This window comes from Synechococcus sp. SynAce01 (assembly GCF_001885215.1).
GTDB lineage: Bacteria > Cyanobacteriota > Cyanobacteriia > PCC-6307 > Cyanobiaceae > Regnicoccus > Regnicoccus frigidus.
In genome coordinates, this window is sequence record NZ_CP018091.1 from 651,543 (window position 1) to 677,943 (window position 26,401).

24 protein-coding genes are annotated in these 26,401 nt (G+C 65.8%); 11 read left to right on the forward strand and 13 right to left on the reverse strand.

Features of this window, described 5'->3' with window-relative positions:
* Nucleotide 1 precedes the first annotated feature (1 nt).
* The 5 genes from BM449_RS03440 to BM449_RS03460 form a co-directional block, all read right to left on the reverse strand.
* On the reverse strand, nucleotides 2–1,099 hold the full coding sequence (locus tag BM449_RS03440; protein WP_071800068.1) for a TIGR00730 family Rossman fold protein: 1,098 nt from the start codon (nucleotides 1,097–1,099) through the stop codon (nucleotides 2–4).
* 82 nt (nucleotides 1,100–1,181) lie between these two features.
* Entirely contained in the window at nucleotides 1,182–1,505 is a 324-nt protein-coding gene (gene trxA / locus BM449_RS03445; protein WP_071800069.1) for a thioredoxin, read from the reverse strand.
* A gap of 215 nt (nucleotides 1,506–1,720) precedes the next feature.
* Complete coding sequence (locus BM449_RS03450; RefSeq protein ID WP_071800070.1) at nucleotides 1,721–2,884, reverse strand: GuaB3 family IMP dehydrogenase-related protein; 1,164 nt, start codon at nucleotides 2,882–2,884, stop codon at nucleotides 1,721–1,723.
* An 81-nt stretch (nucleotides 2,885–2,965) separates the two neighbouring features.
* The gene (locus BM449_RS03455; RefSeq protein ID WP_071800071.1) at nucleotides 2,966–3,532 is read right to left on the reverse strand and encodes a CAAD domain-containing protein; all 567 of its coding nucleotides are present in this window, start codon (nucleotides 3,530–3,532) and stop codon (nucleotides 2,966–2,968) included.
* Between the two features lie 64 nt (nucleotides 3,533–3,596).
* Nucleotides 3,597–4,751, reverse strand: a complete 1,155-nt coding sequence (locus BM449_RS03460) for a homocysteine biosynthesis protein (protein WP_071800072.1) — start codon at nucleotides 4,749–4,751, stop codon at nucleotides 3,597–3,599.
* A gap of 91 nt (nucleotides 4,752–4,842) precedes the next feature.
* Between BM449_RS03460 and gyrA the strand changes: the two genes are divergently transcribed.
* Nucleotides 4,843–7,539: a DNA gyrase subunit A gene (gene gyrA, locus BM449_RS03465; protein ID WP_071800073.1), complete on the forward strand. Its 2,697-nt coding sequence runs from the start codon at nucleotides 4,843–4,845 to the stop codon at nucleotides 7,537–7,539.
* A 35-nt stretch (nucleotides 7,540–7,574) separates the two neighbouring features.
* Entirely contained in the window at nucleotides 7,575–8,810 is a 1,236-nt protein-coding gene (gene crtL / locus BM449_RS03470; protein WP_071800074.1) for a lycopene beta cyclase, read from the forward strand.
* A 2-nt stretch (nucleotides 8,811–8,812) separates the two neighbouring features.
* Here crtL and BM449_RS03475 read toward each other — a convergent pair whose 3' ends face one another.
* Nucleotides 8,813–9,274, reverse strand: coding sequence for a universal stress protein (locus BM449_RS03475; RefSeq protein WP_233831039.1), 462 nt, complete (start codon nucleotides 9,272–9,274; stop codon nucleotides 8,813–8,815).
* 221 nt (nucleotides 9,275–9,495) lie between these two features.
* Complete coding sequence (locus tag BM449_RS03480) at nucleotides 9,496–11,109, reverse strand: 1,4-alpha-glucan branching protein domain-containing protein (protein WP_071800076.1); 1,614 nt, start codon at nucleotides 11,107–11,109, stop codon at nucleotides 9,496–9,498.
* Nucleotides 11,110–11,283: 174 nt separating this feature from the next.
* On the opposite strand from BM449_RS03480, the gene BM449_RS03485 reads away from it, so the two are divergent.
* The 6 genes from BM449_RS03485 (at nucleotide 11,284) to BM449_RS03505 (ending at nucleotide 16,335) form a co-directional block, all read left to right on the forward strand.
* Nucleotides 11,284–11,913 carry an NYN domain-containing protein gene (locus tag BM449_RS03485; RefSeq protein WP_083544369.1) on the forward strand — a complete coding sequence of 210 codons (630 nt, stop codon included), beginning with the start codon at nucleotides 11,284–11,286 and terminating at the stop codon, nucleotides 11,911–11,913.
* Between the two features lie 39 nt (nucleotides 11,914–11,952).
* Nucleotides 11,953–13,575, forward strand: a complete 1,623-nt coding sequence (locus BM449_RS03490; RefSeq protein ID WP_071800077.1) for a 2-isopropylmalate synthase — start codon at nucleotides 11,953–11,955, stop codon at nucleotides 13,573–13,575.
* A complete protein-coding gene (locus BM449_RS03495) occupies nucleotides 13,572–14,414 on the forward strand; it encodes a carbohydrate ABC transporter permease (RefSeq protein ID WP_071800078.1) in 843 nt (280 codons plus the stop codon). The genes BM449_RS03490 and BM449_RS03495 overlap by 4 nt, the downstream gene beginning before the upstream one ends.
* A 113-nt stretch (nucleotides 14,415–14,527) precedes the next feature.
* Nucleotides 14,528–15,550 (forward strand): sodium-dependent bicarbonate transport family permease, encoded by a 1,023-nt coding sequence (locus tag BM449_RS03500; RefSeq protein ID WP_071800079.1) that lies wholly within the window; start codon nucleotides 14,528–14,530, stop codon nucleotides 15,548–15,550.
* A gap of 6 nt (nucleotides 15,551–15,556) precedes the next feature.
* Nucleotides 15,557–15,694: a hypothetical protein gene (locus BM449_RS14915; protein WP_162922839.1), complete on the forward strand. Its 138-nt coding sequence runs from the start codon at nucleotides 15,557–15,559 to the stop codon at nucleotides 15,692–15,694.
* Nucleotides 15,694–16,335, forward strand: coding sequence for a TMEM165/GDT1 family protein (locus BM449_RS03505; RefSeq protein ID WP_071800080.1), 642 nt, complete (start codon nucleotides 15,694–15,696; stop codon nucleotides 16,333–16,335). The genes BM449_RS14915 and BM449_RS03505 overlap by 1 nt, the downstream gene beginning before the upstream one ends.
* 9 nt (nucleotides 16,336–16,344) lie before the next feature.
* Here the strand turns inward: BM449_RS03505 and BM449_RS03510 are convergent, their stop codons facing one another.
* Both BM449_RS03510 and BM449_RS03515 read right to left on the reverse strand, forming a co-directional pair.
* Nucleotides 16,345–16,692 carry a DUF6464 family protein gene (locus BM449_RS03510; protein ID WP_071801932.1) on the reverse strand — a complete coding sequence of 116 codons (348 nt, stop codon included), beginning with the start codon at nucleotides 16,690–16,692 and terminating at the stop codon, nucleotides 16,345–16,347.
* Between the two features lie 5 nt (nucleotides 16,693–16,697).
* Nucleotides 16,698–17,471, reverse strand: a complete 774-nt coding sequence (locus BM449_RS03515) for a DUF475 domain-containing protein (protein ID WP_071800081.1) — start codon at nucleotides 17,469–17,471, stop codon at nucleotides 16,698–16,700.
* Nucleotides 17,472–17,534: 63 nt separating this feature from the next.
* Between BM449_RS03515 and BM449_RS03520 the strand changes: the two genes are divergently transcribed.
* Nucleotides 17,535–18,251 (forward strand): hypothetical protein, encoded by a 717-nt coding sequence (locus tag BM449_RS03520; protein ID WP_071800082.1) that lies wholly within the window; start codon nucleotides 17,535–17,537, stop codon nucleotides 18,249–18,251.
* 22 nt (nucleotides 18,252–18,273) lie between these two features.
* Here BM449_RS03520 and BM449_RS03525 read toward each other — a convergent pair whose 3' ends face one another.
* On the reverse strand, nucleotides 18,274–19,146 hold the full coding sequence (locus BM449_RS03525; protein ID WP_145536615.1) for a hypothetical protein: 873 nt from the start codon (nucleotides 19,144–19,146) through the stop codon (nucleotides 18,274–18,276).
* Between the two features lie 55 nt (nucleotides 19,147–19,201).
* On the opposite strand from BM449_RS03525, the gene mfd reads away from it, so the two are divergent.
* Both mfd and BM449_RS03535 read left to right on the forward strand, forming a co-directional pair.
* The gene (mfd, locus tag BM449_RS03530; RefSeq protein ID WP_071801933.1) at nucleotides 19,202–22,744 is read left to right on the forward strand and encodes a transcription-repair coupling factor; all 3,543 of its coding nucleotides are present in this window, start codon (nucleotides 19,202–19,204) and stop codon (nucleotides 22,742–22,744) included.
* 69 nt (nucleotides 22,745–22,813) lie between these two features.
* Nucleotides 22,814–22,993, forward strand: coding sequence for a hypothetical protein (locus BM449_RS03535; protein WP_071800084.1), 180 nt, complete (start codon nucleotides 22,814–22,816; stop codon nucleotides 22,991–22,993).
* 60 nt (nucleotides 22,994–23,053) lie between these two features.
* Here the strand turns inward: BM449_RS03535 and BM449_RS03540 are convergent, their stop codons facing one another.
* From BM449_RS03540 to BM449_RS03550, 3 genes are all read right to left on the reverse strand, one after another.
* Nucleotides 23,054–24,388, reverse strand: coding sequence for a S41 family peptidase (locus BM449_RS03540; RefSeq protein ID WP_071800085.1), 1,335 nt, complete (start codon nucleotides 24,386–24,388; stop codon nucleotides 23,054–23,056).
* A 103-nt stretch (nucleotides 24,389–24,491) separates the two neighbouring features.
* Entirely contained in the window at nucleotides 24,492–25,748 is a 1,257-nt protein-coding gene (gene ispG, locus BM449_RS03545; RefSeq protein WP_071800086.1) for a (E)-4-hydroxy-3-methylbut-2-enyl-diphosphate synthase, read from the reverse strand.
* Nucleotides 25,749–25,786: 38 nt separating this feature from the next.
* Nucleotides 25,787–26,395 carry a uracil-DNA glycosylase gene (locus tag BM449_RS03550; protein WP_233831237.1) on the reverse strand — a complete coding sequence of 203 codons (609 nt, stop codon included), beginning with the start codon at nucleotides 26,393–26,395 and terminating at the stop codon, nucleotides 25,787–25,789.
* Nucleotides 26,396–26,401: the final 6 nt, after the last annotated feature.

Consider the following 26,401-nt stretch of genomic DNA (forward strand, 5'->3'; position numbering starts at 1 on the left):
CTCAAGGAGCGAGGGGGCAGAGGCGCTGTTCGGGGTGCTGCAGCACCACCGAATGAGCCAGGTCGAGGGCATTGAGGTGATCGATCAGCTGGTAGAGCCGACCCACCCGGCGCTGATTGAAATCAAAGCGCAGACAGGGATAGATCGCTCCAGCCTCATCGCAGCTCTCGGCGGCAACAAACAGTCCGGAGCGCAGCAGATCGGGGAAGCCTTGATTGATCAGCGCCAGTTGCTGCTCGGGCAGGGGGAGATGGAGGAGCAGCTCCATCACGGTCTGGTCGCGCTGACCTGCCTGATCGGGCTGGCCTGTTGGATCGGGCTGGGGAATCTGGACAGGCTGGAGCCTGTGAAAGACCCTGTAGAAGCGGCGGATCAGCGCGACGGCTTCGGCGGCCGAGTGGGCCGTGCTCAGCAGCTCAAGATCGTGCTCACCGATCAGGCCACGGTCTTGAAGATCACAGCGCAGCGCCTGTTGCCAACCATCCCAGAAAGGATCCCCCTGCGGAGCCAACAACACCAGGGGAATCGGCGAGCTGCGGCCGGTCTGGATCAGCGTGAGGGATTCGAACAGTTCATCGAGGGTGCCAAAGCCTCCTGGCAGCACCACCAGGGCATCGCTCTCGCGCAGGAAGAAAAGCTTGCGGGTGAAGAAGTAACGGAACTGGAGCAGACGGCTCTGATGCTCACTGATGAAGGGATTGGCGTCCTGCTCGAAGGGAAGCAGCACATTGAGTCCGAAACTTCTGTCACCACCAGCACCACGATTGGCCGCTTCCATCACACCGCCGCCGGCGCCAGTCATCACCTCAAATCCGGCTTGAATCACCGCCTCAGCCAAGGATTCGGCCAACTGATAGATCTCGCTGCCCGGAGCACTGCGGGCCGAGCCGAACACCGTGACCTTGCGGGTCATGCGGTGGGGGCGGAACACGCCCATCGCTGCCTGCAGATCCTTGAGGGTGCCGTCGATCAGCCGCCAGTCGTCGTGGTCGCTGCTTGTGGTAGCGAAGGCAAGCAGTGTGCTGAGGGCCTGCTCGATCAACGGGCGCTGGGGATGGCCAGCCAAGGCCGTGGTCAGCGCCCCATTCAGATCGTCCACCGTGGCTTGATCGGAGTTCGCGGCAATGACCGAGTAGGTGGGAGCGGAGGTGGGGGGAGAAGGACTCAGCAGGAGGGGAAGCTCAGAGGTATTTGGCGATGGTGCCGGAGAGGGTGTTCTTGGGTACGGCCCCGACGACGGTGTCCACCTTCTCGCCACCCTTGAAGACCATCAAGGTGGGAATGCTGCGAATGCCGTATTGACTGGCGATATTGGGATTCTCATCGGTGTTGAGCTTGTAGACCTTCAATTGGCCTTCGAACTCCTTGGCGATCTCATCAACGATCGGGGCGACCATGCGGCAAGGGCCACACCATGGCGCCCAGAAGTCGACCAGCACAGGCACATCACTCTTGAGCACATCCTGCTCGAAGGAAGCATCGGTGACGGCGGTGGGGCTGGACATCCAACGGAACAACAAGGTTCCGGCAATCTAGCAACGGGGTTCCCGCTTCCCCGCCGCACCGGTCACGAACGTTGGAAGACAAAACGCCCGGACGCGCCGGGCGGGGAGGTGTGAGGAGTGTGCGAGCCGAAGCCCCCACAGACCGAGACTAACGCCTGTCTCTGTCTGTCTCCCCTTGTCCAACAGTTAGACCGGCCTGTGTCAGCGGCCTCCGCTCACTTGCCCATGCCGAGCTGCTGGGCCTTCTGATACACCTTGCCTTCGGTGAGCAGGGATGGGGCCACCACCACCTCCACCGACTGCATCTCCCGCAGGGTGCGGGCGCCCAGCGTTCCCATGGATGTGCGCAAGGCGCCCAGCAGATTCTGGGTGCCGTCATCGAGGCTTGCCGGGCCACGCAGGATGGTTTCCAGCTTTCCGGTGGTGCCCACCTTGATGCGGGTGCCGCGGGGCAACACCGGGCTGGGCGTGGCCATGCCCCAGTGGAATCCGCGGCCGGGGGCTTCGCTGGCCCGGGCGATCGGTGAACCGATCATCACGGCATCGGCGCCGCAGGCAATGCACTTACAGATGTCTCCGCCGGTCACGATGCCTCCATCGGCGATCACCGGCACCCGCCGCCCGCTTTCCTGCTCGAAGTCGTCGCGAGCGGCGGCGCAATCGGCGACGGCGGTGGCCTGGGGAATGCCCACACCGAGCACGCCGCGGGAGGTGCAGGCGGCCCCCGGGCCGATCCCCACCAGCACACCCGCCGCTCCGGCGCGCATCAGCTCCAGGGCCACCGCATAGGTGACGCAGTTGCCGATCACCACCGGCAAGCCCAGGTCGCGGCAGAGGGCGGTGAGGTTGAGGCTTTCGCGGCCTTCAGGACCGATGTGCTCGGTGGAGACCACCGTGGCCTGCACGAACAGCAGGGCCGCGCCGGCTTCGGCCACCGCCTTGCCGAAGCGCAGGGCGGCCACGGGGGTGGCACTGACCGCGGCAATTCCTCCCTTTGCCTTGATCTCAGCGATCCGCTGGCAGATCAGATCTTCACGCACCGGCTGGCTGTAGATCTCCTGCATCAGCGGCACAAACGCCTCCTTGCCCACCGAGGCGATCTGGTCGAGCACAGGATTGGGATCGTCGTAGCGGGTGTACACCCCCTCGAGGTTGAGCACACCGAGGGCTCCGAGCCGGGAGAGCTCGACTGCCATCGCCACATCCACCACCCCATCCATGGCGCTGGCGATGATCGGAATCTCCCGTTCGATTCCGCCCAGGCTCCAACGGCTGTCGGTGACAGCTGGATCGACCGTGCGCGAACCGGGCACCAAGGCAATTTCGTCGATGCCGTAGGCACGGCGAACCGTCCGGTTCCGACCGAGAAGAATGGTCACCGCTGGTCGTCGTCACAGTCGGGCCAAGCTATCAACCGGGCTGCGGGGGGACCGGGTGTGGCCTGCCCAGCCTGGGAGAGCTCAGCTCTTGCCGCGGAAAGAGCTCCAGCGCTGCTGCAGCGAATCGAGCCATCGCCGGCGATCACTCCTGCGCACAAGGTTGTTCCAGGAAAAACCCGTCAGCCAGATCACTCCGACCAGTTCAAGCAGGCCCGGCACCAGCGGCAGCCCTTCGATCGCCCCGAGCAGGGCGCCATAGAGGCGCAGGAGCACCACCACAGCAAGAAAAAGCCCGGCGGCCTTCAGGGGGCCGCTGTAGCGCTGAAAGGTTTTCTGGGGTTCACCGCTGCCGATCCAGTCCTTAATTTTGGCCACCAGCAGGTCCCATTCACCACCCGGTTCTGGCGCCATCGCCGGAGCCTGCAGGGTGGCCGCCAGCACGGGGTCGGGCTCGGCCGGAGCTGGCGGGAGCTCGGCAGGTTCAGGAACGGGTACGGCGATTACGAGCTCGGGCCGTGCCTCAGCAGCCGGGGGCGTTGGCTCTGCTACTGGCTCGACTGCAGGCTCGCTGACTGCCGCATCGCTGAGCGCCTCAGCCGGCTCTTCGCCGGGGGCTTCAGGGGTCGGAAATGAGGAAGATTCAACCATCGGTCGCTTCAGAACCGTCGGGTGAGCTTACGGCGTTCTGCGGATCGTGCTCAGCGACTGACGATCAGGGGTCAAGGGGAATCAGGCCACTGCGCTGCGGGAGAGGTTCGAGCGGTAGGCGCAAGGGAAAGCGACCGCTGCGCAGTTGGTCGATCAACAGGTCGGCCATGCCTGAGGCCAGGCGAGGGCTGTGGGCCGGGAAGCAGGGCAACTGACGTCCATCCACCTGGATAACACCGCTCAGCAACTGGCTGTAGGCGACATAGCCGAAGCTCGGCTTGAGGCGACGTGGAATCGAGAAATCGAGCACCGGAGCTTCCAATTGATCATCGCCCAGGCAGGCCTGGCGGGCCACCGCTGCACTGATCAGAGGGATCGGCGCCGCGATCGCCACCAGCAGACCGCTGCCGTGGCCCTCGAAGAAACAGGGGCGGATCCATTCAGGCCGCAGCTCGCGCAGCTCGACACTGACGGCGGCCACGGCACCGGGAGCGCGGGCATGGCCGCTGGGCAGGCGCCGGGTCTGGGGCTGATGACCGCTGCCGGCACCGACCACCCAGCCGAGTGCGCCGCCGACCAGCACCGGCGAACCTGGACCCAGGAAGGCCAGCCGCGGCATGGTCAGGCCGATGCTGCGGCTGCCACCACCGCTATAGAGGGCTCCGCCATAGGGGCCCAGCAGCGGGCCACAGGGACTGTGGATGATCCCTTCGGCACTGCTGAACGCCACCACGCCGTTCTCGCTGATCGCCCGGTTCAGCAGCAACTGCCCGGCGCCGATCCGCTCCAGCTTCAGGCGCGTCTTCAACTCCCGGCAGGGGTGCAGGGCCGTGGCCTCACCCGTGAGCGCCAGAACCACCTCCGCGCCGGCCAGCAGCCGGCCCAGAACCTGGGCGCCGCCCTGGCGCAGCGGTTCGACCAGCCCACCACCGATCGGCAGGCTGATCCCGCAGCTGCCGCTGCCCCCCTGGGCGCTCACCCCATCGAGCTGCGCCTGGCGGATCCGGATCGGCGGATCCGTTGGTCCGAGCTGGAGCAGCAGGGAGGCCTGGTCGGTGAATTCGGCGTTGGCGGCCACCACCACATCGGTGGCGGCATAGGCGGAAGCCAAGCCTTCCGCCGCCACCCTGGCCCGGAAGGCCGTGCCGCTGCAGACCCGCAGGTCACCGGCGCGCTGGCGCTGCTGAAGCTCGGATTCGCTGCGGGGCTCCAGGGTCATCGAGGGCCAGGGGTCGGGGGCTCAGCGGCGGGAAAGAACCAGACGGGCGGCCCGGTCTCGATTAAGCTGGGTAACGGACTTGTGGTGTGAGATGGCGGTTCCAACGGGTCCTGGCGAATCCGACGGACGGATCATCCAGACCGACCTGCGGATTGAGATGTCGCGCTCCTATCTGGAGTATGCGATGAGCGTGATCGTGGGCAGGGCCTTGCCCGATGCCCGCGATGGCCTCAAACCGGTGCATCGACGCATCCTCTATGCGATGTACGAGCTGGGCCTGACCAGCGATCGGCCCTACCGGAAATGCGCCCGGGTGGTGGGTGAGGTGCTCGGCAAATACCACCCCCACGGCGACACGGCTGTGTACGACGCCCTGGTGCGCATGGCCCAGGACTTCTCGATGCGGATGCCGCTGATCGACGGTCACGGCAACTTCGGCTCGGTCGACAACGACCCACCGGCGGCGATGCGGTACACCGAATCACGGCTGCAGGCACTCACCACCGACAGCCTGCTCGAAGACATCGAAGCTGAAACCGTCGATTTCATCGACAACTTCGACGGTTCCCAGCAGGAGCCGACCGTGATGCCGGCGCGGCTGCCCCACCTGCTGCTGAATGGCTCGTCCGGCATCGCCGTCGGGATGGCCACCAACATTCCCCCCCACAACCTGACCGAACTGATCACCGGGCTGCTGGCCCTGATCGCCGACCCGGAGATCGACGACCGCGCCTTGATGGCGATCATCCCGGGCCCCGACTTCCCGACCGGCGGCCAGATCCTGGGCCGCCGCGGCATCCGCGACACGTACACCACCGGCCGTGGCTCGATCACGATGCGGGGGGTGGCTTCGATCGAAACCCTCGAAGTGCCTGGCCGCCCCGACCGGGACGCCGTGATCATCACGGAGTTGCCCTACCAGACCAACAAGGCGTCGCTGATCGAGCGCATCGCCGAAATGGTGAACGACAAGAGGCTCGAGGGCATCTCCGACATCCGCGACGAAAGCGACCGCGACGGCATGCGGATCGTGATCGAACTGCGGCGTGACGCCTACCCCCAGGTGGTGCTCAACAACCTGTTCAAGCTCACCCCCCTGCAGAGCAACTTCAGCGCCCACATGCTGGCGCTGGTCAACAGCGAGCCAATCTTGCTCACCCTGCGGCGCCAGCTGCAGGTGTTCCTCGCCTTCCGGGTCGAAACGATCGAACGGCGCACCCGCTACCTGCTACGCAAGGCCGAGGAACGCGACCACATCCTGCTGGGTCTGTTGCGGGCACTTGATCAACTCGACCCCATCATCGCCCTGATTCGCGCCGCGGCCGATGCGGCCACAGCGCGTCAGCAACTGCAGGATCGCCATGGGCTCAGTGAAATCCAGTCCGACGCCATCCTGCAGATGCAGCTGCGCCGCCTGACGGCCCTTGAAGCCGACAAGATCCGCCTGGAACACGAGGATCTGGTTGCCAAGATCGCCGACTACCAGGACATCCTTGGCAGGCGTGAGCGGGTACTCGGCCTGATCGAGTTAGAGCTCAACAAGCTGCGCGATCGTTATGACTCCCCCCGCCGCACCGAGATCCTCGATCTCGAGGGTGGCCTTGAAGATATCGATCTGATCGCCAACGAGCGCTCGGTGGTGCTGCTCACCGAAACCGGCTACCTGAAGCGGATGCCGGTCAGCGAGTTCGAGGCCACCAGCCGGGGAACCCGCGGCAAGTCAGGAACCCGCAGCCAGGGGGAAGAGGCCGTACGGCTGTTCATCAGTTGCAACGACCACGACACCCTGCTGCTCTTCAGTGACAGGGGAGTCGTGTACGCCGTGCCCGCCTACCGCATTCCGGTGGGCAGCCGCACCGCCAAGGGAACCCCGGTGGTGCAGCTGCTCCCCATTCCCCGCGAGGAGCAGATCACCTCCCTGCTGGCCGTCAGCGCCTTTGAAGACAACGTCCAGCTGCTGATGCTCACCAGTGGTGGCTTCATCAAGCGCACCCGCCTCTCGGCGTTCGCCAACATCCGCTCCAATGGCCTGATCGCAATCAGCCTGGAAGAAGGCGACAACCTGCGCTGGGTGCGGCTGGCCGTTCCCGGCGACAGCGTGCTGATCGCCTCGCTCAAGGGCATGACGATCCACTTCCGCCTGATTGATGCCGAACTGCGCCCGCTGGGCCGCACGGCCCGGGGTGTGCGGGCCATGGCCCTGCGTCCCGGCGACCAGCTGGTCAGCATGGATGTGCTGCCCGCCGAGCTGGCGGATCAGATCGCCAGCAGTCAGATCGCCGGCAGCGGCGTCGATGCCGCCGAAGAGGAAAGCGACAGCGAGGAGGTTGCCGCCAGCGAAGGCCCCTGGGTGCTGGTGGCCGCGGCCAGCGGCCTGGGCAAGCGGGTGCCGGTGAACCAGTTCCGCCTGCAACGGCGCGCCGGACTGGGACTACGGGCGATCAAATTCCGGCGCAGCGGCGATGAGCTGGTGGGCCTGAAGGTGCTCGGCGCCGGGGTGGAGTTGTTGCTGATCAGTGAGCGGGGCGTGATCGTGCGGATGCAATCCGATGCGATCCCCCAGCAATCCCGGGCCGCCACGGGCGTGCGCCTGCAGAAGCTCGACTCTGGCGATCACCTCAGCGAACTGGTTCTGATTCCACCAGCCCTGGAGAGCGAGGAGGCCGGCGAGGTCGTCATCGATGTCCTCAGCGAGGAAGTCGACGGGGAAACGGTTGTGATTCCCGAAGGTGAAGCTGAAGGTGAAGGTGAAGAGGACACTGAAGCCGATGAGCGCGGCGCGCTTTGAGGGATAGAGGTGAGGGCCCGCTTTGAGGGTTTGCTGTGACAGCTGATGTGCTGGTGATCGGCTCGGGGCCAGCGGCCCTGGCCATCGCCAGTGGCCTCTGCGCCCAAGGCCTGCGCGTCGATGGCCTCTCGGCGGGCGACCCCCATTCCCCCTGGGGCAACACCTACGGGGTCTGGGCACCAGAACTCGAGGCCCAGGGGCTCGGCCATCTGCTGGAGCACCGCTGGTCGAACTGCATCAGCTATTTCGGATCGGCTGCGGTAGCCCATCAGCACGACTACGGCCTGTTTGATCGCACCAAGCTCCAGGCCCACTGGCTGGAGCGCTGCGAGCAGGGCCATCTGCGCTGGCACCGCGGCTTCGCCACCACCATCAGCCACGACCAGGACGGGTCCTGCCTGAGCACGGCCACAGGCAAGCAGCTCAGGGCACGGCTGGTGATCGACGCCAGCGGCCATCAGCCGGTGTTCGTGCAGCGGCCGGATCGGGGACCCATCGCCTACCAGGCGGCCTATGGCGTCGTTGGCCGGTTCAGTCCGGCGCCGGTGGAGCCCGATCAATTCGTGCTGATGGACTTTCGCGCCGACCACCTCACAGCCGAAGAGAGGCAGAACGAGCCGCCCACCTTCCTCTACGCCATGGATCTGGGCGATGGCGTGCATTTCCTGGAAGAAACCTCGCTGGCCCTGGCGCCAGCCGTTTCACCGGATGTACTGCAGCGGCGCCTCCAGCGGCGGCTGGCGTTCAGGGGCGTGGCGATCGAAGCGATCCACGACCAAGAACATTGCCTGTTCCCGATGAATCTTCCCCTGCCTGACCTGAGCCAGCGGGTGGTGGGTTTCGGCGGTGCGGCCAGCATGGTCCATCCGGCCTCCGGTTACCTGGTGGGGGCCCTGCTGCGCCGCGCTCCTGGGGTGGCTGCCGCCATCGCTGCGGCGCTCAACGATCCCAACCTCAACGCGGAGGGGGTGGCCGCAGCGGGCTGGAGCGCGGTCTGGCCGGCCAGCCTGGTTCGTAAGCACGCCATTTATCAATTTGGGCTGGAGAAGTTGATGCGCTTCTCCGAAGCAGAGCTGCGTCAATTCTTCACCGCCTTCTTTGCACTGCCCCTGCCCGAATGGTATGGATTTCTGGCGAATACGCTCACCGTTCCTGAGTTGCTTCAGGCGATGCTGCGCCTGTTCGCCACAGCCCCGAACTCCGTGCGATTGGGGCTGATTCAGCCGCAGGGCCGCGAGTTGGCCCTGCTGGGACGCGTCCTGACTGGATGAACTCAGCGGGAAACCAGAACCGGCTGGCTGGCGTGGGTGAGCACCCGTTGGGTCTGGCTGCCTAGCAGAAAGTTGCTCAGACCGCGGCGCCCATGGGAGGCCATGTAAATGAGATCACACTGATGCTGATCGGCTGCCGAGATGATGGCCTGATACGGCACCTCATGCACCACGGCTTCCGCCTTGGCCTCCACACCGGCGGCGGCGGCGATCGCCATCGCTTCGGCCAGGATTCGCTCGGAATCTTCGCGGGTGGCTGTGATCAGCTCATCGAGCGTGGAGGGATTGACCCACTGGTCAATGCCAGTGAGCGAGAGGGGAAGGCTGGAGCGCGCATGCATAAATTGAAGGCGCGCTCCAATGGCCTTGGCAAAGTCAACGGCCGAATGAATCGCCTGGGTGGAGAGTTCCGAGCCATCCGTCGGGACCAACACGTTCTTGAACATGGCTTTCAATTCACTCAAGGCACTCACCTATTCACTGTAGCTGCCGTCTCGGAATCCCACTGAACGACGCGAGAGCTTTGGCGACTTCTTGGCCGTTTGAAACATGCCAGGCAAAAATTCTGCCGTGCTGGCAACAATCACAAAGCTGATTAGCCAGGAAAGAGACTGAACAACTGGAGAACAATCTGGCCAGGAAATAGGCCATCAAATAGTGATACAGAATCAATCACCAAAACCAATCAGCTGGGAACGACGGCAGATGGCAGGGCAGCAGTTGCCCAGTCGGCGCTGTTGAGCAGCGGGAAAATTCTGTCTTCACTCTCGAGTGCCGCCAGCCATTGGCTTGGCGGCTCTGTTCCGGTTTCAAGCGCATCGAGCAGGCGCCAGAAACGGTCCAGATGGGAGAGGATCCGGTCGCGGGCCAGCTCCGTGGTGGTGCCGGCGCGGAGGATGAAGCTCCAGTCGGAAGACTGGGCCAGCAGCAGCTCCCGCCCCGCCTGGGTCAGGATCCGCTCTTGCTTGGCGCTGGTCAGGCCACAGGTCTTGCCGCTGGTCACGCCGCTGTTCACTCGTTTGACCATGGCGGCCGAGGCCCGCTCCCATTCCGGCACCACCCAGGCGTTGCTTGGGTTGAGCCAGTAGTGGTGGTAGCCACCCTGTCCCCAGCTGGAAGGTGAGGGCCGGCAGATCTGCAACGGTCTGGCCTCAGCCAACACCCCTTTCAAGCTGGTGAAGCGGAGCCCCGCTGCCGCCCCCTGGCTGAACACTTCCGCCAGAAAGGTGGGGCCCTCATACCACCAGTGCCCGAAGAGCTCGGCATCGAACGGGGCCACAAGCAGCGGCGGACGGTCCATCACCTCCTCCAGCCGCCTCAGCTCAGCGAGCCGCCCGCTGATGTAATCGGCAGCATGCTCAGCCGCCTGGGTTTTCGCCAGTTCCGGCTCATAGGGCTGCTTGAGATCCAGCGGGCAACCCTGGCCGGTCACCCGATGCAGCTTGAGGGCCAGAGGGCGGCTGCAGGGGATCCCCAGCTGTTGGAGATCGGACTCGGGCAGATCCCAGCCCAGGTCCCGATGGAACTCCCGGTAGGCGCCATCGCCGGGATAGCCCTCGCTGGCTGACCAGACCGGCAGGGTGGTGTTGCCATCACGGCCAAAGAAGGCAACCCCGGCTGGCGAACAGATCGGGGCATAGATCCCGTAACGGGGGCGGGGCAAGCCATGCAGCAGGCCGTGGCCATCGAGCACGGCATAGCGCAGGCCGCAGCTGGCCAACTGTTGATCCAGGCCCTCGTAGTACGCGCACTCCGGCAGCCAGATGCCGAGGGGCCGCTCGCCGAGCAAGCGCTCATGCTCCCGAATCGCCGTGAGCAGCTGGGCCTGAACCGCCTCAGGTGTCTGGCGCAGCAGGGGCAGATAGCCGTGCGTCGCCGCGCAGGTCATCAGATCGAGAACGCCGGCCTGCTGAAGCTGACGGAAGCGAGCGAGCAGTTCGCCCGCTTCGCTCGGCCAGTCGCTGCGGGCCTGCTGCAACTGCTCAGCCAGGGCCACTGCCGCCAGCTGCTGGCTGGGATGGGCCGAGGCCAGCAAGGTTTGGCGCTGCTGGATCCAGACCGGAAACTGTTGGTGCAGATCGCGATCGCTCAGCAGCGACAGCAAGGTGGGCGAGAGCCCAAGGCTGAGCTGCGGGCTCGGCGCGCTGCCGGCGGCACCGACCTCGAGCAAGCGCAGCAGGGGCAGATAGCACTCCAGGACAGCCTGAAAGAACCAGTCCTGCTCCAGGGAACCCGGCTGGCTGCTGCGGACGTAAGGGAGGTGGGCGTGGAGGACGAGGGCCAGTTCGCCTGCGGCCATCCCTTTCGCTCAATCGTCCAACTCTAAAGGCCAGGACAGTTCCGGATCCAGCCGCTCAGAGGAACGACCGGATGGCGACCAGGATTCAGTCACATTCTGAGTTATTTCGCGGCAACGGCTCGGGCCCAGTGCCCCTGGCCCACTTCTAGGGTCTATGCCAAGGGGTGGGAAACAATGCGGCGTTGCCTGGCAGTCGATGGACACGGCATGTTTTACGCCCAACAGAAACTCGGCTGGTTCTTCGACCCACGCCGGCTGCTGGAGTTGGCCCGGGAGGGTCCGGGCGTGGAGCTGGGCAGTGCCTTCTGGTACACGGGCCTCAAGGATCCCAGTGACCAGAGGCCCTTCCGCGACGCGCTCAGCAGCCTGGGATTCACGGTGCGAACCAAGCCGTTGCGTGAATTCGGCAACGACGCCGAGCAGCGCCAGTTCGCCCGGGCCAATCTCGATGTCGAGATCTGCCTGGATCTGATGACCGTGGCCCTGCGCAGCGATGAACTCTGGTTGCTGAGCGGCAGCCGTGACCTGGAGCGGCTGGTCGAAACACTGCGCACCTTGGGCCTGAAGATCACCTTGATCAACTGCGAAGGCATGGTGCCGCGGGAACTGCGCAATGCGGTCGATCAGTTCATCGATCTCTCCCAGCTGCGCTCCAGGCTCGAGAAATCAGAAGCCCTGCTGGCCACAGCAAGCCAACGGCTGGAGCAGAACCGTGGCGAAGGGCCGCGGGCCGAGCTGAGTTCCACCGACCTGATCCGCCCGCAACCGATCCGCCGCGAGGTGGTCATCTGCCCCTCCGTCTAGACTGGTTTCAACTCATAGTCGCTTCGACTTATAGCGGTCATGGCCAGCGATCCCGGCCGGGTTCTGATCTTCGACACCACCCTGCGCGATGGGGAACAGTCCCCTGGCGCCAGCCTCAATCTGGAGGAGAAGCTGGCGATCGCCCACCAGCTGGCCAGGCTCCAGGTCGACGTTATTGAGGCCGGCTTTCCCTTCGCCAGCCCCGGTGATTTCAACGCCGTGCAGCGCATCGCCGCCACCGTGGGGCGACCGGAGGGTCCGGTGATCTGCGGGCTGGCAAGGGCGACGGAAAACGACATCAAGGCCTGCGCCGAGGCGGTGGCCCCGGCCGCCCGGCGCCGCATCCACACCTTCATCGCCACCAGCGACATCCACCTGGAGCACAAACTGCGCAAGAGCAGAAGCGAGGTGCTGGCAATTGCCGCCGAGATGGTGGCCTACGCCCGCTCGCTTGTTGAGGATGTGGAGTTCTCCTGCGAAGATGCCGGTCGCAGCGACCCCGAATACCTCTACGAAGTGATCGAAGCGGCCATCGCCGCCGGCGCCACCACGATCAACATCCCCGACACCGTGGGGTACATCACCCCCAGTGAATTCGGCGCCCTGATTGCCGGCATCAATCGCCATGTTCCCAACATCAACCAGGCGGTGATCTCCGTCCATGGCCACAACGACCTCGGCCTGGCTGTGGCCAACTTTCTTGAAGCGGTGAAAAACGGCGCCCGCCAGCTGGAGTGCACCATCAACGGCATCGGCGAACGGGCCGGCAACGCCTCGCTCGAAGAGCTGGTGATGGCCCTGCATGTGCGGCGCAGCTATTTCAACCCCTTTCTGCAGCGGCCAGCCCAGAGCATCGCGCCACTCACCCGGATCCGCACCGAGGAGATCTACAAAACCTCGCGGCTGGTCTCGAACCTCACCGGGATGATGGTTCAGCCCAACAAAGCGATCGTCGGTGCCAATGCCTTCGCCCATGAATCGGGCATCCACCAGGACGGCGTGCTCAAGAACCGCCTCACCTACGAGATCATCGACGCCCGCACGATCGGCCTGAGCGACACCCGGCTCTCCCTGGGCAAGCTCAGTGGCCGCAGCGCCTTCCGGGCCCGGCTGGAGGAGCTGGGCTACTCCCTCGACGCCCACGATCTCGCCGAAGCCTTTGCCCGCTTCAAGGAACTGGCCGATCGCAAACGGGACATCACCGACCGCGATCTCGAAGCGATCGTCAGCGAACAGGCCCAGCAACTCGAAGCTGTTTTCACCCTCAAGTTGGTGCAGGTGAGCACCGGCAGCCAACTGCAGCCCACCGCCACGGTCACCCTGGTGGATGCCGATGGCGGTGAACGAACCACCGCCTCCATCGGCACCGGCCCGGTGGATGCGGTCTGCCAGGCCCTAAACGCGTTGGCGGGGGTACCCAATGAGCTGGTGGAATTCAGCGTCAAATCAGTGACCGAGGGAATCGATGCCATGGGCGAAGTGACGATCCGTCTGCGCCACCAGGAGATGCTCTACTCCGGCCATTCCGCTGACACCGACATTGTCGTGGCGGCGGCCCAGGCGTTCGTCAACGCCCTCAACCGGCTGCTGCATGGCCGCGAACGCACCCCTCTCCATCCCCAGCAAGCGCCGTTGGCGATTGCCGCGGGGCCGACGCTTTGAGCACATCCGCGGTGGGCAAATCAAGGGCAGCGAACGTTCTGCTGCTGGTTGTGTTGCTGGCCCTGGCGCTGCTGGTGCTGGTGCCCCTGTTCTGGTTGGTGAGCACCTCGCTGAAGGGACCAGCGGAGAACATCTTCACCACCCCGCCGGCCCTGTTGCCCGAGCAGCCCAGCCTCGACGCCTACCGGCGCCTGTTCGCCGACCACCCCATGGGGCTCTACCTGTTCAACAGCACGGTGGTGAGCCTGCTGGCGGTGGTCGGCAACCTGCTGTTCTGCTCGCTGGCGGCCTACCCGCTGGCGCGGATGCGCTTCGCCGGCCGCGGCCCGGTGCTGGCCCTGGTGGTGGCCACCATCCTGATTCCCTTCCAGGTGGTGATGATTCCGCTGTATCTGTTGATGGTGCAGCTGGGCCTGCGCAACACCCTCTGGGCCCTGATCATTCCCCAGGCGGCCACAGCCTTCGGCATCTTTCTGTTGCGCCAGAGTTTCATCGGCGTTCCGGTGGAGCTCGAAGAGGCTGCCCGCATCGATGGCTGCACGCCGGCGGGAGAATGGTGGAACGTGATGATCCCTGCCGCCCGCGCTGACCTGATCACCCTGGCGATGTTCGTGTTCATCGGCACCTGGAGTGATTTCCTCTGGCCGCTGGTGATCCTCGACGATCCCGGTTTCTACACCTTGCCCCTGGGCCTGCAGCAGCTGGCCAGCAGCTTCTCGCTCGACTGGCGGATCGTGGCCGCCGGTTCGGTGGTTTCGATCCTGCCGGTGCTGCTGCTGTTCGTGCTGCTGCAGCGCTACATCCTGCCCAGTGCCAGCGGCGATGCGGTCAAGGGTTGATCCCATCGGATCCTGTTTGCTCACCTTTCAACCCCTGGGATCCCCTGGCCGTGAGCCCAACCCTGCTCTGTAGGGTCGACATTCCTACCCGCTGATTCAGAGCCAGGCACCCCATGGACACCAGCCTGGTGCTGCAGAACCTGCTCTCACCGCCGGTTCTGTTTTTTGCCCTCGGCGTGGTTGCGGTGCTGGTGGGCTCGGATCTGGAGATTCCGGCCCCGCTGCCCAAGCTCTTTTCCCTTTACCTGCTGCTGGCGATCGGCTTCAGGGGTGGCGTGGAGCTGCAGCAAAGCGGCCTTGGCTTCCAGGTGGTGGTGACGGTCTTGGCGGCGATGGTGATGTCGGTGCTGGTGCCGATCTACTGCTTTTTTGTGCTCAGGCAGGGGCTCGACCGCTTCAATGCCGCGGCGATCGCCGCCACCTACGGATCGATCAGTGCCGTCACCTTCATCACGGCGGAGAGCTTTCTCGATGTCACCGGCACCCCCCACGACGGCTTCATGGTGGCCGCCCTCGCCCTGATGGAATCGCCGGCGATCATCGTTGGCCTGCTGCTGGTGAAACTCTCCGGCGGCCGGCCGCGCAGCGATCCAGGCCGTGGGGCTGGGGAGGCAAGCGGGCGTGAGGAGATCCACTGGCGCAGCCTGCTGCATGAAGCCTTCTTGAACAGTTCGGTGCTGCTGCTGGTCGGCAGCCTGCTGATCGGCCTGCTGGTGGCCGCCTTCAGCCCCGGAGGGATCGAGAAGATGGCTCCCTTCACCGACAAGCTCTTCTACGGCGTCCTGAGTTTCTTTCTGCTCGACATGGGCCTGGTGGCCGCCCAGCGGCTGGGAGATCTGCGCCGGGCCGGCGCCTTCTTAATTGGCTTTGCGCTGCTGATGCCCCTGGTCAATGCCGTCGTCGGGCTTGGCGTTTCCTTGTTGCTCTCCCTGCCGCAGGGGGACACGCTGCTGTTCATGGTGCTCTGCGCCAGCGCCTCCTACATCGCCGTTCCAGCGGCCATGCGCCTGACCGTGCCGGAGGCCAACCCGAGCCTCTACATCTCAACGGCGCTGGGGGTCACCTTCCCGTTCAACATCATTGTGGGGATTCCGCTTTACATGGCCTTGATCCAACAGGTGATCCCCCCAGGTTGAACGCCGATGCCACGCCTCGATCTGATCATCCATGAGCGGGAACACCGGCGGATGTTGATCGTGCTGCTAAGGATCGAGCTGGTGCCGATCACAGCGGTGCAGGGGCTTGCGGCCAAGGCACACGGTTGTGGCGAACCGTTCTGATGGCTACGGATCCCGCCCTCGCCGCTTTCGGCTCCAGCTTCACCGCCATCACCCTGGCGGAGCTGGGCGACAAGACCTTCTTCGTGGCCATGCTGCTGGCGGCCCGCCACCGCGGGCGCTGGGTGTTCATCGGGGCCTTCAGCGCCCTGGCCGCCGTCACCTTGATTTCGCTGGCTCTGGGCTATGGCCTGCGCGAACTGCTGCCGCCGGCCCTGGTTCCCTGGCTGGCGGCGCTGTTGTTCGCGGGGTTCGGCCTCAAACTCCTGGTCGATGCCCAGACGATGGGAGAGGGGGCCGCTGAGCAGGAAGCCAAGGAGGCCGAGGAGCTGGTGAACAGGGCCGAAGACCGCCAGATCGGATTGGGCAGCTGGGCAGTGATCCGCGAGAGCTTCGTGCTGGTGTTCCTCGCCGAGCTGGGGGATCGCACCCAGTTCGCCACCATCGCCCTGGCCACCGCACCGGCCTTCAGCTTCGCCGGCCTGCTGGCCGGCACCCTGGCCGGCCATGGGCTGGTGACGGGGCTGGCGGTGGGCGCCGGCAAGTGGATCGGCCGGCGGATTCAGGAGCGGCTGCTCTTTCGCCTCAGCGGTGGCCTGTTTCTCTGCTTCGCCCTCATTGCCATCCGGCAGGCCCTGGCTTGATTTCTGGCTTCAGCCCGGGGCGTAGTGGGAGCAGCGCTCGCAGGGCCCTTCCGGCAGGACAGCGCAGCGCAGCAGGGGGGTGCGGGCATTGAAGCGGCAACTGGGATCGCCGATCACCCAGTGCTGATTCCACCAGCGAGAATCCTCCGGCTGGCGCTGCACCTTCACCTTCAGGGCCACCGAGGCCAGTTCATAGCGACCATTGCATAGCCGGTAACGGTGGTGGCGCTGCAGCACCAGGAAGCTGCGTGCCCCGACCTGAAACCACAGGCCCGGCTGGGGCAGCTCCCCGAGCTCACCAACCTCGAAGTGCTCCAACAGCTGGCCGCTGCCGGCCTGGAGCAGGTCAACGCGCAGGGGGCTCAGGGGGTCACCTCCGCCGCCACCTCTGGATTGCGCCTGGAGAAGCCCCAGAGGAACAGGGAAGCCACCAGCAGCATCAACACCCACTCCGGCATCTCGAACTGGGGCAGCGCCAGACGCAGTAGCAGCCGCAGTCCGACAAGGCCCACCGCCAGGTAGCCGGCCCGCTCCAGATGGGCATACACCTCCAGCCAGCGGATGAACAATTCAGCGGTGAGCCGCAGGGCAATCACGCCGATCAAGCCACCCAGCATCACCAGCCAGAGGCGATCGGTGACCGCCACGGCGGCAGCCACGCTGTCGAGTGAAAAGGCCAGGTCGGTGACAGCCAGGGTCAGCACCACACTCCCCAGGCCATTGGCCGGCCCTGGGGGCTCCGGGTTCGTCTGTGGCTCGCCGATCTGCGCGGCGCTGTCCTGCGGAGATCTGTCCTGCGGAGAGCTGGCCGGGCTCGAGCCCAGCAGGTTGGAGCCAGCCAGCCAGAGCAGGTAGGCCGCCGCCGCCAGCTGCAAGGGCCAGAGGTTGAGCACCCAGCGGGCTGCCACGATCAGACCCATGCGAAACACCAGGGCCAGCAACAGGCCCAGGTTGAGCGCCTGACGCTGGCTCAGGGGGTCAGGCAGTCGCCGGGAGATTGCCGCCAGGGCGATGGCATTGTCGGCAGAAAGGACGGCCTCAAGGGCGACCAACAAGGGCAGCAGCAGCAGCACTTCGCTCCACTGATCCGCATGTTGCAACAGGGGCGTCAGCGATTCGATCGACTCCGCTTCCATGAACGATCCAGTGGTGCGCGTAGCCAGCCACTCTAGAAAATCCACAACGCCTTCTCAGCCCCCATGCAGTTGCAGTCCCAGCTGGTCCATGCCGAGCCAGGCCCCCGGGTGGTGCTGGTGTCCGCCTGGCAGCAGGGCGCCTGCCTGGGCAGTGCCGTCGGCGAGGGAAGCAGCGCCGAGGCGGCCGAAGACCGGGCGATCGATCGCCTCCTGAGTCGGCTGAGCCCCGATGCGGAGGTCCCCATAGCCACCGAAGGAGCCACTGCCGCCACAGCCCGACCTCCGGCTCCCCGACAGGCCCCGTTGCTCAGCGTCAGCCCCGAGCCTGCCGTCAAAGAACCATCCAGCCCGTCGGCCCCTGAGGCCGAACCGCCCACTGATCCCGAGGATTGGAGCGACGAGTTGACGGAGGTGGAGCTGCAGCTGAAGCGGCTGGGCTGGGGCCGCGAGCAGGAGGCGACCTACCTGGCGCGGGCCTTCGGCCATCCCAGCCGCAGCCGTCTGATCCGCTATGCCGACCTGCTCGCCTATCGCAACGCCCTGCGCCAGCTGGCTGAGGGCAGCGATCCAGCCCTGGTGCCCCCACCCCTGCGGCGGCCGGAACTGCTCGGCCAGTGCGATCAGCTGCTCGGCCAGCTGCGGTGGGGAGCCAGCCAGGGCCGGGAGTTCCTGGAGAAGCACTTCGCCTTAGCCAGCCGCCAGCAACTCAGCGACGAACAGCTGCTGCAGTTCAACATGCTGCTGGAGGGGGTGTTGATCGGTGAACTCCCAGTTCTTTGAGTGCCGTTCAGCTGACTGCCGTTCAGCGCCTCTGCGGGCATTCGCTCTCCAGCAGGGAGAGGGCCAGATCGAGGCGCTGCTGGTTGGCGTAGGCCTCCCTCTCCAGGGAACGCTCCAGGGCCGAGGCTCTGGCGTAGAGCGGATCGTCGAGGTGGCGCTGTCCCTGCGGGTCGAGGTTGTTGGAGAGTCCCAACAGCCGCGGTGAGGCCGACGGCGATCCACGGCGGCAACTCTGGGCCACGTGGATCGCCTCGTGGTTGAGCACGCGGGCAAATTCCAGGCTGCCGCTCTTCACCACGGCGGGCTGGATCCGGATCGTGCGCCCCGCCGGATCCCACTCGGCCGTGGCTCCCTGCCGGATCGGCGGCCCCAGCAGCAGGCGCACACCGACACCCTCCAAGGCGGGCACCAGGGCGGCGATCGCCTGGAGTTCCCGCTCGAACGCGGGTGGATTGAGGATCCGCTGCTTGATCTGATCGATCGTCAGCAGGGGATCATCGGCGCGGCGCAGGTAGAGGTAGCGAAAGCCGCCGCCGGCAAGGGGTACGGCCCGGGGCCGCCAGTTCTGGTCAGCCAGCTTGAGTTGCTCCAGCAGGTCAGGCAACTGGGGGGAGCCGAGCACCACGTCGCCCGGCCTGGGGGGCGCCGGCGCCCTGGCGATCCAGCCTTCACTGAGCCGCAGCGGCAACGCCTGCAAGGCCTCAAGCGGGAGGCCCGGGGCCTGGGGCAGCAGCGACCAGGCCAGGCCAGCCCCGAAAACTCCGCCCACCACCAGGACGAAACCCCGAAGGCCAGGTTTCCGGGGGCTTGGCTTCTGAAGGTTGTGATAGCTGGAGCGGGAGCGGGCCAGGGAGGCGGGGCGACGGCTGCGCACCATGCTGCCTCGCTTCGGCACCAGCGGCGGCTGGCGCGGAACTGGCAGGATCAAATCCCTTCGCCGGCCCAGCCTGATGCCCCTCACCGCCCTGGTGCGCCAGCTCGAGCAGGTGCCCCTGACCGGGGAAGTGCTGGAGCGCAGCAAGCGGCCGGATCGCCTGCGGCTGAGCGGCGCCGGCCGGCCGGGCCGGGCCCTGATCAGCAGCGCCCTGGCCCGGCTGGCTGCGGCGCCGTTGCTGGTGGTGGTGCCGACCCTGGAGGAGGCGGGCCGCTGGAGCTCCCTGCTGGAGCTGATGGGCTGGCCGACCACCGCCCTTTATCCCACCAGCGAAGGCTCGCCCTACGAACCGTTTGACCCCACCAGCGAGATCACCTGGGGCCAGCTCCAGGTGCTCAGTGAGCTGGTGGATGGCGCCGGCGCCCGCGGCTGGTGCGGCGCGATCGTGGCGACCGAGCGGGCGCTGCAACCCCACCTGCCGCCACCGGCGGCCCTGGCGGCCCAGTGCCTCAGCCTGCGCAAGGGCCAGCTGGTCGACCTCGACGCCCTGGCTGACACCCTCAGCCGGCTGGGTTACGAGCGGGTGCCAACGATCGAGCAGGAAGGCAGCTGGAGCCGCCGCGGCGACATCGTTGATGTGTTTCCGGTGAGCGCCGAGCTGCCGGTGCGCCTGGAGTTCTTCGGCGACACGCTCGAGAAACTGCGCGAGTTCGACCTGGCCAGCCAGCGCTCGCTCGATCCGATCGAGACCGTGCGTCTCACCCCCACCGGGTATGGCCCCCTGGTGGCCGATGCCCTGCGGGCCTCGATGCCCGATGGGCTCGAAGGCCTGCTCAGCCCCGAAGCCCTCGACCAGTTGCTCGAAGGCGGCACCCCCGAGGGGATGCGGCGGCTGATGGGGCTGGCCTGGGCGCAACCGGCCTCGCTGCTGGATTACCTGCCCGCCCACACCCTGATCGCCATTGATGGGCGCAGCCACTGCCTGGCCCACGGCCAGCAATGGTTCGACCACGCCGAAGACCATCACGCTGAGGTGCCGGTGCCGCGGCTGCATCGTCCGGCCGCCGAGGCCCTGGCCGAAGCCGGGGCCTTCGCCGGTTTCGATCTCGCCGAACTGCACGAGAGCGACCGCCATCCCAACAGCTTTGATCTGGCCGGCCGGGCCGTGCCCGCCCACCCCAACCAGTTCGGCCGGCTGGCGGCGCTGGTGAAGGGCTACCAGCAGGAGAAGGCCCGGGTCTGGCTGGTGTCAGCCCAGCCCAGCCGCGCCGTGGCCCTGCTCGAAGAGCACGACTGCATCACCCGCTTCGTGCCCAACTCCAACGACATCCCGGCGATCGAGCGCCTGATCGACCAGAACACGCCGGTGGCCCTGAAGATCAGGGGCAGCGCCGAGCTTGATGGGCTGCAGCTGCCGGCCTGGAAGCTGGTGCTGCTCACCGACCGCGAATTTTTCGGCCAGCAGAGCCTGGGGACCTCGGGCTACGTGCGGCGGCGGCGCAAGGCGGCCAGCCGCACCGTCGATCCCGGCAAGATGCAGCCCGGCGATTTCGTGGTGCACCGCAACCACGGCATCGGCCGCTTCTTGAAGCTCGAAAATCTGGCGATCAGCGGCGAATCCCGCGACTACCTGGTGGTGCAATACGCCGACGGCACCCTGCGGGTGGCGGCCGACCAGCTCGGCAGCCTCGGCCGCTACCGGGCCAGCAGCGACGCCCCACCCGATCTCAACCGCATGGGCGGGGTGGCCTGGAGCCGGGCCAAGGAACGGGCCCTCAAGACCGTGCGCAAGGTGGCGCTCGATCTCGTCAAGCTCTATGCCGAACGCCACCAGGCCCCCGGGTTCGCCTTCCCCGCCGATGGCCCCTGGCAGCTGGAGCTGGAGGATTCCTTCCCCTACGAGCCCACCCCAGACCAGTCCAAGGCGATCAGCGAGGTGAAGCGCGACATGGAGAAGCCCCAGCCGATGGACCGGCTGGTCTGCGGCGATGTGGGCTTCGGCAAAACCGAAGTGGCGATCCGGGCCCTGTTCAAGGCGGTGACAGCCGGCAAGCAGGCCGCCCTGCTCGCTCCCACCACGGTGCTGGCCCAGCAGCACTGGCGCACCTTGAGCGAACGCTTCGCCCCGTACCCAATCAAGGTGGCCCTGCTGAACCGCTTCCGCACCAGCAGCGAACGCAAGACGATCCTCGAAGGGCTCAAGGCCGGCACGGTTGATGTGGTGGTGGGCACCCACCAGCTGCTGGGCAAGGGCACCAGCTTCGAGCAACTCGGCCTGCTGGTGGTGGATGAAGAACAGCGTTTCGGTGTGCAGCAGAAAGAAAAAATCAAGGCGCTGCGCAAAGACGTGGACGTGCTCACGCTCTCGGCCACACCGATCCCGCGCACGCTCTACATGAGCCTCTCCGGGGTGCGCGAAATGAGCCTGATCACCACGCCACCGCCGCTGCGGCGGCCGATCAAGACCCACCTCGCTGCCCGTGACGACGAGGCGGTACGCAGCGCCATCCGCCAGGAACTCGACCGCGGCGGCCAGGTGTTCTACGTGGTACCGCGGGTGGAGGGGATCGAGGAGGTGGCTGAAGCGCTGCGCCTGATGCTGCCGGGCCTGAAGCTGCTGGTGGCCCACGGCCAGATGGCGGAAGGGGAGCTGGAGAGCGCCATGGTGGCCTTCAACGCCGGTGAAGCCGATGTGATGCTCTGCACCACGATCATCGAGAGCGGCCTGGATATTCCCCGGGTGAACACGATCCTGGTGGAAGATGCCCACAAGTTTGGCCTGGCGCAGTTGTATCAACTGCGTGGGCGGGTGGGCCGCAGCGGCGTGCAAGCCCACGCCTGGCTCTTCTATCCCGGCGATGCGGCCTTGAGTGAGGCCGCCCGGCAGCGGCTGCGGGCCATCCAGGAATTCGCCCAACTGGGCAGTGGCTACCAGCTGGCGATGCGCGACATGGAAATCCGCGGCGTCGGCAATCTGCTTGGGGTGGAGCAGAGCGGCCAGATGGAAACCATCGGCTTCGATCTCTACATGGAGATGCTGCAGGAATCCCTCGCCGAAATCCAGGGCCAGGACATCCCGGCCGTGGAAGACACCCAGATCGACCTACCGATCACCGCCTTCATCCCGGCCGAGTGGATCACCGAAGCCGACGAGAAGATGGCGGCCTATCGCGCCGCCGCCGCCTGCGGCGGCAAGGGCGAACTGCTGGAGCTCGCCGCCGACTGGATCGACCGCTACGGCGCCCTGCCGGCGCCGGTGAACAGCCTGCTGCAGCTGATGGAGCTGAAACTGATCGCCAAGCGCTGCGGCTTTTCGCGCATCAAACCCGAAAAACCCAATCTGGTGCTCGAAACCCCGATGGAAGAACCCGCCTTCCGCCTGCTGCGCCAGGGTTTGCCTCAACACCTGCATGGCCGGCTGGTGTACCAAGGCGGCGCCGGCAGCACGGCCAAAGTGCTGGCCCGCGGCCTCAGTGTGCTGCCCGCCGACAAGCAGCTCGAAACCCTGATGGAGTGGCTCACCGCCATGGCCAGCCAGATCCCCCAGGCTGACGGACTCACCCCGGCCCAACAACAGGACCAATCAGCGGCGCAGAACGCGGCAGTGTTGGTGGTGTGAGCGAGTCTCAGGCCCAAATCCGCACTTCCGCAAAAGTTCGTTACAATTGCCTCACTTCGGGCAAGGGCTTTGGGCGAACTGATCGATATCGGTAGTGATGCAGCAGCTCTTGATGCCAGTTTCAGCTTGGTGTGCTTTGTGGTCAGTGGCCTGGCCCTAAGCCTGTTTGCCCTGTTTCAAACCGAGCAGAAAAACAACGACGACGACGATTCCAGCCCCGGCGGCGGCTTGATGCAGCCCATCAGCTGACTCAGGCAACCTGGAATGCCGGGCGAGATCGCCAGGCAACAGGCGTAAAAGCCCTGAGCTTCAGGGCTTTTCGAGTGCGGCAGGAAGGTTGGCGCTGGTGGGGTTATAGGGCTTAGCTGGAGCTTGGCCGAGGGTTCTGAGCTGTTTGACCAAGAGGGTTTCTGCCGCCCTGTACTGACTGTCTTTGCGGGTGCCGATGTCTTCGAGTTGGAGATCTTGAATCTCTCTCTCGCTCATCTTCACCGACACATCCGGCGAAATCCCGTGCTTGTGGATGTCGCGCCCGCTCGGGGTGAGGTATTTGGCGATCGTCACCGTCATGCCGGAGCCGTCCGAGAGCCCCCGCACCGACTGAACCAGGCCCTTGCCGAAGGTTTTCTGGCCAACCAGCTCGCCGCGCTTGTTGTCCTGCAGGGCACCGGAGAGAATTTCGCTGGCACTGGCTGAACCCTCGTTGACCAGAACCACCACGGGCGACTTTGTCAGCGCCCGACCGTTGGCCCGCTTGACATCCTGAATACCATCACGGGTGCGGGTGGAGACGATGATGCCCTCATCGAGCCACTGGCGAGCGATCTCGACACTGGCGGCCAGCAGACCACCGGGATTGCTGCGCAGGTCGAGAACGTAGCCCTGCACCCCCTGACTCTCCAGGTCTAAGAGCGCGGCGCGCATGTCCTTAGAGGCATTGGCGTTGAACTGCTTGAGGCGGATGTAGCCCACCTTCATCCCATCGGGACTGGTGTTGATCTGATGTTCAACCGCGTGGAGCTCGATCCGCGCGCGGGTGAGGGGCACATCAAGCAGCTGATTGTTGCGGCGCATCTGCAGCGTGACCGTGCTGCCGGCCTGGCCACGGATCAGCTTGACCGCATCCTCAGTTGTCATGCCCTTGGTGGACTTGCCGTCGATCTGGACGATCACGTCCTTCGGCTGGACCCCTGCCCGGGAAGCGGGCGAACCAGCGATCGGCGAGACCACCATCAGCTCCTTGGTCTCCTTGTCGAGACTCAGCTGAATCCCCACCCCGGAGAGCTCTCCGGAGGTGTCGATCTGCATCTCCTTGAACTCCCGCGGGTCCATGAAGCGGGTGTACGGGTCGTTGAGGGTGCCGAGCATCCCCCGGATCGCCTCATAACCATCCTTGTCGTTGCCGTAGCTCTTGGCGAGCAGATCACGGCGCAGCTGGCGCCAATCGTCCTGCGTGAACTTGCCGGTGGTGTCGAGGTAGTCGCGGAAGACGATCTGCCAGGCCTGGTCGATCACCTCCTTCGGGCTGTCGGTGATCAAGGAGGCGGAACTCGGGGCCATGAACCACTCACCGCCAACCACCGCCGCTGCGGTGCAGACGCCGACCCCGGCCAACACAAAAATGCTGGTGCGACCACTGGCCATGCCTTGGACTCCCTGCGCCGTTGACTGTGCCTATAAACTAGCCCGCCTGATCCAGCGACGCCCTTGCAAAAGGACGGTTACAGACACGTCTGGATGTGACCCATCAGGGGTCGACCCAGCGGCCGTCCTCCTTGATCAGGGCGATCAGGGCCTCCACACCCTCGGCTTCTGGCACCCGGCGGATCTCGTCGCGGCCGCGGTAGAGGGAGATGGTGCCGGGGGTCTTGCCCACATAGCCGTAGTCAGCGTCGGCCATCTCGCCAGGGCCGTTAACGATGCAACCCATCACGGCGATATCAAGGCCGGTGAGGTGGGAGGTGGCGTTACGCACCACGTGCAGCACCTCCTCGAGGTTGAACAGGGTGCGGCCGCAGCTGGGGCAGGCCACATACTCCACCATCGTTTTCCTCAGGCCCAGGGCCTGCAGGATCGAGTAGCAAACCGGGATTTCCTTCTCCGGTGCCTCAGTGAGCGACACCCGGATCGTGTCGCCCAGGCCCTCGGCCAGCAGGGTGGCGATGCCGGCGGTGCTCTTGATGCGGCCGTAGTCGCCGTCACCTGCTTCGGTGACGCCCAGGTGCAGGGGGTAGTGGAAGCCCTCTGCATCCATGCGGTCAGCCATCATCCGGTAGGCGGCCAGCATCACCGGCGCCCGCGAGGCCTTCATCGACACGACGATGTTGTGGAAATCGAGGCGATCGCAGATGTGGATGAACTCCATGGCGCTCTCCACCATGCCCAGCGGCGTGTCGCCGTAAGTGAACAGCATCCGCTCGGCCAACGAGCCGTGGTTGACGCCGATGCGCAGGCCCTTGTCCTGCTCCTTGAGCAGGCTCACCAGCGGTTCGAGCGTGCTCTGAATGCGCGCCCCGATCGCGGCCACTTCCTCAGGGGTGAACTCGGTGCGCTTGGGATCGGGCTTGTCGAATACATACAGACCTGGATTGATGCGCACCTTGTCGACGTGCTGGGCCACTTCCAGGGCGATCTTCATGCCGTTGTGGTGCACATCGGCCACCAGCGGCACCGACCCGTAGCTGTCGTTCAGCCGTTTACGGATCTCACCCACCGCCTTGGCGTGGGCCAGGCTCGGCACCGTCAGCCGCACGACCTCGCAGCCAGCCTCATGCAGCCGGCGGATGCCGGCGGTGGCGCCCTCAATATCGAGGGTGTCCTCATTGATCATCGACTGAACCACCACCGGGTGCTCGCTGCCCACCCAGATGTCACCCACCCGCACGCTGCGGGTCTTGCGGCGGCGGATGACCGTGTCGTAGCGAGGGTTATCGGCCCAGCCGCTGGGGCCTGCCGCCTGGGCTGCCGGGGCTGACGCCGTTGTGGGGGCGAGGGTGCCGGTCATCACTGCAGGGGCCGGAAGTGGTTCAACACTGCCACAGATCAGGGGGCCACTGGCGTGTGGGTCGCTGGCGCAGCGGCAAGCCGGTCGAGCCGGCGCCGCACCTCCTGGAGGTCCTGCCAGGTGTGCCACTTCGGCGATCCCTGCTGCCGTGACGGATTGCGCAGCAGATAGGAGGGATGAAAGATCGGCAGGCACGGGCGGCCCTGCCAGGTCTGCCACTGGCCGCGCAGCTTGGTGATCCCCCCGCGGATCCCCAGCACCCCTTCCACCGCCGTGGCGCCGGCCAGCAGGATCAGCTCGGGCTTCACCAGCTCCACCTGCTCAAGCAGCCAGGGCAGGCAGGCCGCCATCTCGGCCGGCGTCGGCTTGCGGTTCTCCGGTGGCCTGCACTTCACGACGTTGCAGATGTAGGCATCACGATTGGTGTCAATCGACACGCTCGCCAGCATCTGATCGAGCAGCTGGCCGGAGCGGCCCACGAAGGGCCTGCCGCTGACATCTTCCTGGGCGCCGGGGCCCTCGCCGATCACCATCAGCCGGGCACCGGGGTTGCCGCGGCTGACCACCACCTGCTGACGCGAATCGCCTAGGCCGCAACGACGGCAGGCCTCGCAGGCGCCATGGAGCTGGCGGAGGGCCTGATCCAGGGCGCC